Consider the following 5,384-nt stretch of genomic DNA (forward strand, 5'->3'; position numbering starts at 1 on the left):
GGCGGTGCCGCTGAGGCGGCGCCTGGCGAGCGCCGCGTCGCTGACCTGGCGGGCGCACTGGCGCGCCGCGCTGGCCTCGGCCGCGCTCGCCGTCCTCGCCGGGCTCGCGCCCGTCGCGACCGCCTGGCTCACCAAGCTCGTCCTGGACGGGCTCACCTCGGGACGCCCCCGGTCCGAGCTCGTCCCGCTGGCCGCCGGGCTCGCCGCGTGCGGGCTGTCGGTGACCGTCGTCCCGCACCTGTCCACCTACGCGCAGCGGCAGTTGCGCCGCGCCGTGCGGAGGCTGGCGTCCGACCGGCTGTTCCGCGCGGTGAACTCCGACGCGGGCCTGCGCCGGTTCGAGAGCCCCGGCTTCCAGGACACGCTGCGCCTGGCCCGCGAGTCCAGCGAGAACGCCCCCGACCGGCTCGTCTCCGGCGCGCTCGCCATCGGCCAGTCGGCACTGCTGCTGTCCGGGTTCGTCGCGACGCTCACGGTGATCAACCCGGTGCTGGTCGCGGTGATCTTCCTGGCCGCGCTGCCCGCCGCGTGGATCCAGCTCGGCCTGAGCCGCGAACGCGCCCGGACGATGTGGGGCATCAGCCCGGGACTGCGCCGCCAGATCTTCTACGGCGAGCTGCTGACCAGGCCGGAGGCCGCCAAGGAGGTGCGGCTGTTCGGCCTCGGCGACTTCTTCCGGCTGCGGATGCTGGCGGAGCTGCGCGCGACCGACGCCGCCGAGCGCCGCGTCGACCTCGCCACCGTCCGCCGCCAGGGGCTGCTCGCGCTGCTCGGCGGCGCGGTCGCGGCCGGTGGCCTGGTCTGGGCGGTGTGGGCCGCGTCGGCGGGCGAGATCTCACCGGGCGACGTGACCATGTTCGTCGCGGCCGTCGCCGGGGTGCAGGCGGCGCTGAGCCAGATCGTCGACCGCTGGGCGGACGCGCACCAGGCGCTCCTGCTGTTCGGCCACTTCGTGACGGTCACCGAGGCCGGTCCGGACCTCCCGGTGCGCGCCGACCCGCGTCCCGTCCCCCCGCTGCGCGGCGGCGTCGAGCTGCGGGACGTGTGGTTCCGCTACGGCGAGGACCAGCCGTGGGTGCTGCGCGGGATCGACCTCGTCGTCCCGCACGGCCGCAGCGTGGCCCTCGTCGGGGTGAACGGCGCGGGCAAGAGCACCCTGGTGAAGCTGCTGTGCCGGCTGTACGACCCGGAGCGCGGCTCGGTCACCTGGGACGGCGCCGACCTGCGCGACCTCGACCCGGCGGAGCTGCGCGACCGCGTCGGCGTGGTCTTCCAGGACTTCATGGAGTACGACCTGACCGCCGCCGAGAACATCGTCCTCGGCGACCTCGCCGCCGCGGACGCCCCGGAGCGGGTCCGGGCGGCGGCGCGGCGCGCCGGGGTCCACGACGCGCTGGAGGCCCTTCCGGACGGCTACGACACGATGCTGAGCCGGATCTTCGCGGGCCGCGAGGACGGGACGGGGGTGGCGCTGTCGGGCGGCCAGTGGCAGCGGCTCGCGCTCGCCCGGGCGCTGCTGCGCGACGACCGCGACCTGCTGCTCCTCGACGAGCCCAGCTCGGGCCTGGACGCGGAGGCGGAGCACGCCGTGCACGCCTCGCTCCGCGCGCACCGGGCGGGCCGGACGAGCGTGCTGATCTCCCACCGCCTCGGCGCGGTGCGCGAGGCGGACCTCATCGTCGTCCTCGCGGACGGCCGGATCGCCGAGCAGGGCACCCACGACGAGCTGATGGCGGCGGACGGCGCGTACGCGCGGCTGTTCACCCTCCAGGCGAGCGGCTACGTCACGGAGGCGGGGCGGAACCTCTAGAGGGCTTCGCAGGCGTCGGAGAGGACGGCCAGCAGGCGCAGGGGGTCGGGGAGCGGGGTGCGTGCCGGCGGACGGATCCAGGTGACCGTCCGGCCGTAGGTGAGCTGCGAGGCGGGAGCCACGACGTAGCTGTCGCGGCAGTGCCAGCGCATCCCGGGCGTCTCCGCGACGGTCTCGGGCGAGCAGTCCAGATGGCAGGACCACCACTCGTCCTCGTCCACCGGGGCGCGGGTGGCCACGAAGAACAGGTGCCGCTCGTCGGCGACGTTCGCGACCGGGCCGATGGGCAGGCCCTCGCTCTCGATGCGGGCGAGCGCGTCGGTCCCGGCGGCGGCCGGGACGTCGAAGACGTCGAACACGCGCCCGGTCGGCAGGATGATGTTGGCCTCGGGGCGCTCGGTCCACCAGCGGTCGATGACCGCCGGGTCGACGCTGGCCTGGATCGCCCAGGCCGCCGATACCGGGTGCGCCGCCGGGTCGGGACAGCCGACCCGGTCGCAGGAGCAGGCGCGGTCGCCGCCCTCGGGCGCGTGCGCGCCGGGGACGCACGGCCAGCCCAGCGCGGCGTAGGCGCGGGCGGCCTCGGCCCTGGGGGGCGGGCCCTCGCGGCGCGGACGTTCGCGGGTCCGCCTGTTCCTGTTCCCCGAGACCGCAAGCACGATGACGCCCCCAATCACGCCGGGCCGGGAGCACCGGCACCGTCCGGCTCCTTGTTAGTCGATGATGCCGGTCGGAGGGCCGCCGGGACACGGCAACCCCCCGGAAACGGTCCCAAGTGACTAGGAGGAAGTGATCCCCGGCAAACAATCACCTACCTCGCGGTGAGGTTCATCCCAGCCGGCGGGCGACCTCGGCGGCGTAGTAGGTGAGGACGATGTCGGCACCCGCGCGGCGGATCGACACCAGCGACTCCATGATGGTGCGGTCGCGGTCGAGCCAGCCGTTGGCGGCGGCGGCCTCGATCATCGCGTACTCGCCGCTGACCTGGTACGCGGCGACCGGGACGTCCACGGCGTCGCGGACGCGCCGGATGATGTCCAGGTAGGCCCCGGCGGGCTTCACCATGACCATGTCGGCGCCCTCGTCGAGGTCGAGGAACACCTCGCGCAGCGACTCGTCGGCGTTGGCCGGGTCCTGCTGGTGGGAGGCGCGGTCGCCGAACGTCGGCGCGCACTCGGCGGCCTCGCGGAACGGGCCGTAGTAGGCGGAGGCGTACTTCACCGAGTAGCCGAGGATCGAGACGTCCTGGTGGCCGGCCGAGTCCAGCGCGGAGCGGATCGCGCCGACCTGGCCGTCCATCATCCCCGACGGCGCCACGACGGCGGCGCCCGCGGCGGCCTGCGCGACCGCGACCGAGGCGTACCGCTCCAGCGTCGCGTCGTTGTCGATCTCCCCGGACGGGGTGACGATGCCGCAGTGCCCGTGGTCGGTGAACTCGTCCAGGCACAGGTCGGTCATCAGCACGGTCGAGTCGCCGAGGTCGGACGCCAGGTCGCGCAGCGCGGCCTGGACGATGCCGTCGGGCGCGTCGGCGGCCGAGCCCACACCGTCCTTGACGGCCGGGATGCCGAACAGGATGATCCCGCCGACACCGGCCTCGACGGCCTCGTGCGCGGCCTTGCGGAGCGACTCGCGGGTGTGCTGGACCACGCCCGGCATGGACGAGATCGGCTGCGGCTCGGCCGTGCCCTCCTTGACGAACATCGGCAGCACCAGGTCGGCCGGGGCGAGCCGGTTCTCGGCGGTCAGCCGGCGCAGTGCCGGGGTGCGGCGGAGGCGGCGGGGCCGGGCGACGGGGAACTGGGCGGACATCTCAGGCATCTCCAGGAAAGGGCGACGGCGGGCGCACCGGGGTGCGGGGGCGCCCGCCGCGGGGTTCTACTTGCGGCGGCGCGCGCCCCGGCGCATCTGGCTGGGCTTGCGCAGCGGGTCGCCGTTCTCGATCTGGGCGGCCCTCCTCCTCGCACCGTACTCCGCGAGGGCCTCGGCGAGCGCCTGGACGGACGGCGTGGGCGACATCACGTCCACCCGCAGCCCGTACTCCTCGGCGGTCTTGGCCGTCTGCGGGCCGATGCAGGCGATGACCGTCACGTTGTGCGGCTTGCCGGCGATGCCGATGAGGTTCTTCACGGTGGACGACGAGGTGAACAGGACCGCGTCGAACCCGCCGCCCTTGATCGCCTCGCGGATCGGCGCGGGCGGCGGCGCGGCCCGGACCGTCCGGTAGGCGGTCACGTCCTCGCACTCCCAGCCGAGCTCGGTCAGGCCCGCGATGAGCGTGTCCGTGGCGATGTCGGCGCGCGGCAGCAGCACCCGGTTGATCGGGTCGAGGTCCTCGTCGTAGGGCGGCCAGATCTCGACCAGGCCCTCCGACGACTGCTGCTCGGACGGCATCAGGTCGGGGTGGACGCCGAACTCGACCAGCGCCTTCGCGGTCGCCTCGCCGACGGCCGCGACCTTCAGCCCGGCGAACGCCCGCGCGTCGAGGCCGTAGTCCTGGAACTTCTCGCGGACGGCGCGGACGGCGTTGGTGGAGGTGAACACCACCCACTCGTACCGTCCGGTGACCAGGCCCTTGACGGCCCGCTCCATCTGCTGCGGGGTGCGCGGCGGCTCGACGGAGATCGTCGGCACCTCGTCCGGAACGGCCCCGTACGAGCGCAGCTGCTCCGACAGCGACGCGGCCTGCTCCTTGGTGCGCGGCACCAGGACGCGCCAGCCGAACAGCGGCTTGGCCTCGAACCAGCCCAGCTTGTCCCGCCACTTCACCACGTCGCCGACGATGATCATCGCCGGCGACTCCATGCCCTTGGCCTCGGCCGCGAGCCGCTTGAGGTCGGCGACCACGGTCTCCTGCTCGGTGGTCGTCCCGAGCATCGTCATCGCGGCGGGCGTCGAGTCGGGGCGGCCGACGGCTATCAGCGACTTGCACACCTCGGCGACCGAGTGCTCCGCGCCGATGATCACCAGCGTCGCGGACGGGTCGGAGAACGCGGCCCAGTCGACGCCGCCCTCGGACGCGTCGATGAACCGCACCTCGCGATGCCGGTCGTCGGTCAGCGGGATGCCCGCGTACCCGGGCACACCGGTCAGCGCCGACACACCGGACACCACCTCGAACGAGACGCCCGCCTTGTACAGCGCCTCGCCCCAGGACGCCATCCCGCAGGCCAGCGCCGGGTCGCCCTGGAACAGCCGGGCGACGCGGCGGCCCGCGCGGGCGTGCTTCACGGCGAGCCTCACCGGGTCGGCGACCTCGGCGGAGTCGACGAGCTCGGCGTCCGCGCGGCGGTGCTCCAGCACCTCGGGATGGACGTGCGCGACCGGCGCGACGACCACGTCCGCGCCCGCCAGCACCTCCACGGCGCGCAGCGTCAGCAGCTTCGGGTCACCGGGACCGGCGCCGACGAGGAAGACCCGTCCGGCCTCCGGGTCGGTCACGGGATTGCCGGGGCCGTTCACGGGGCTCACGAATCCCCCTCCCCCATCAACTCGGCGGCGCCGCGGTCGAGTAGCTCCGCGGCGAGCGCGCGGCCCGTCGCGGCGGCCTCGTCCGGGGCGCCGCTGGCGGACA

The 5,384-nt window shown here is 74.5% G+C and carries 4 protein-coding genes; 1 reads left to right on the forward strand and 3 read right to left on the reverse strand.

Going from position 1 to position 5,384, the window contains the following annotated elements:
- The first annotated feature begins 4 nt into the window (after nucleotides 1-4).
- On the forward strand, nucleotides 5-1,810 hold the full coding sequence (locus DZF91_RS09745; protein WP_117357154.1) for an ABC transporter ATP-binding protein: 1,806 nt from the start codon (nucleotides 5-7) through the stop codon (nucleotides 1,808-1,810).
- On the opposite strand, the gene DZF91_RS09750 is transcribed toward DZF91_RS09745, so the two are convergent.
- The 3 genes from DZF91_RS09750 to DZF91_RS09760 form a co-directional block, all read right to left on the reverse strand.
- Nucleotides 1,807-2,469 (reverse strand): bifunctional DNA primase/polymerase, encoded by a 663-nt coding sequence (locus tag DZF91_RS09750; RefSeq protein WP_117357153.1) that lies wholly within the window; start codon nucleotides 2,467-2,469, stop codon nucleotides 1,807-1,809. The two genes, DZF91_RS09745 and DZF91_RS09750, sit on opposite strands and share 4 nt — an antisense overlap.
- Nucleotides 2,470-2,638: 169 nt before the next feature.
- Nucleotides 2,639-3,622 carry a porphobilinogen synthase gene (gene hemB, locus DZF91_RS09755; protein WP_117357151.1) on the reverse strand — a complete coding sequence of 328 codons (984 nt, stop codon included), beginning with the start codon at nucleotides 3,620-3,622 and terminating at the stop codon, nucleotides 2,639-2,641.
- A gap of 66 nt (nucleotides 3,623-3,688) precedes the next feature.
- On the reverse strand, nucleotides 3,689-5,272 hold the full coding sequence (locus DZF91_RS09760) for a bifunctional uroporphyrinogen-III C-methyltransferase/uroporphyrinogen-III synthase (RefSeq protein WP_199486522.1): 1,584 nt from the start codon (nucleotides 5,270-5,272) through the stop codon (nucleotides 3,689-3,691).
- Between the last annotated feature and the right edge of the window lie 112 nt (nucleotides 5,273-5,384).

This window comes from Actinomadura logoneensis, from assembly GCF_003428695.1.
In the GTDB taxonomy this organism is placed as follows: Bacteria; Actinomycetota; Actinomycetes; order Streptosporangiales; family Streptosporangiaceae; genus Spirillospora; species Spirillospora logoneensis.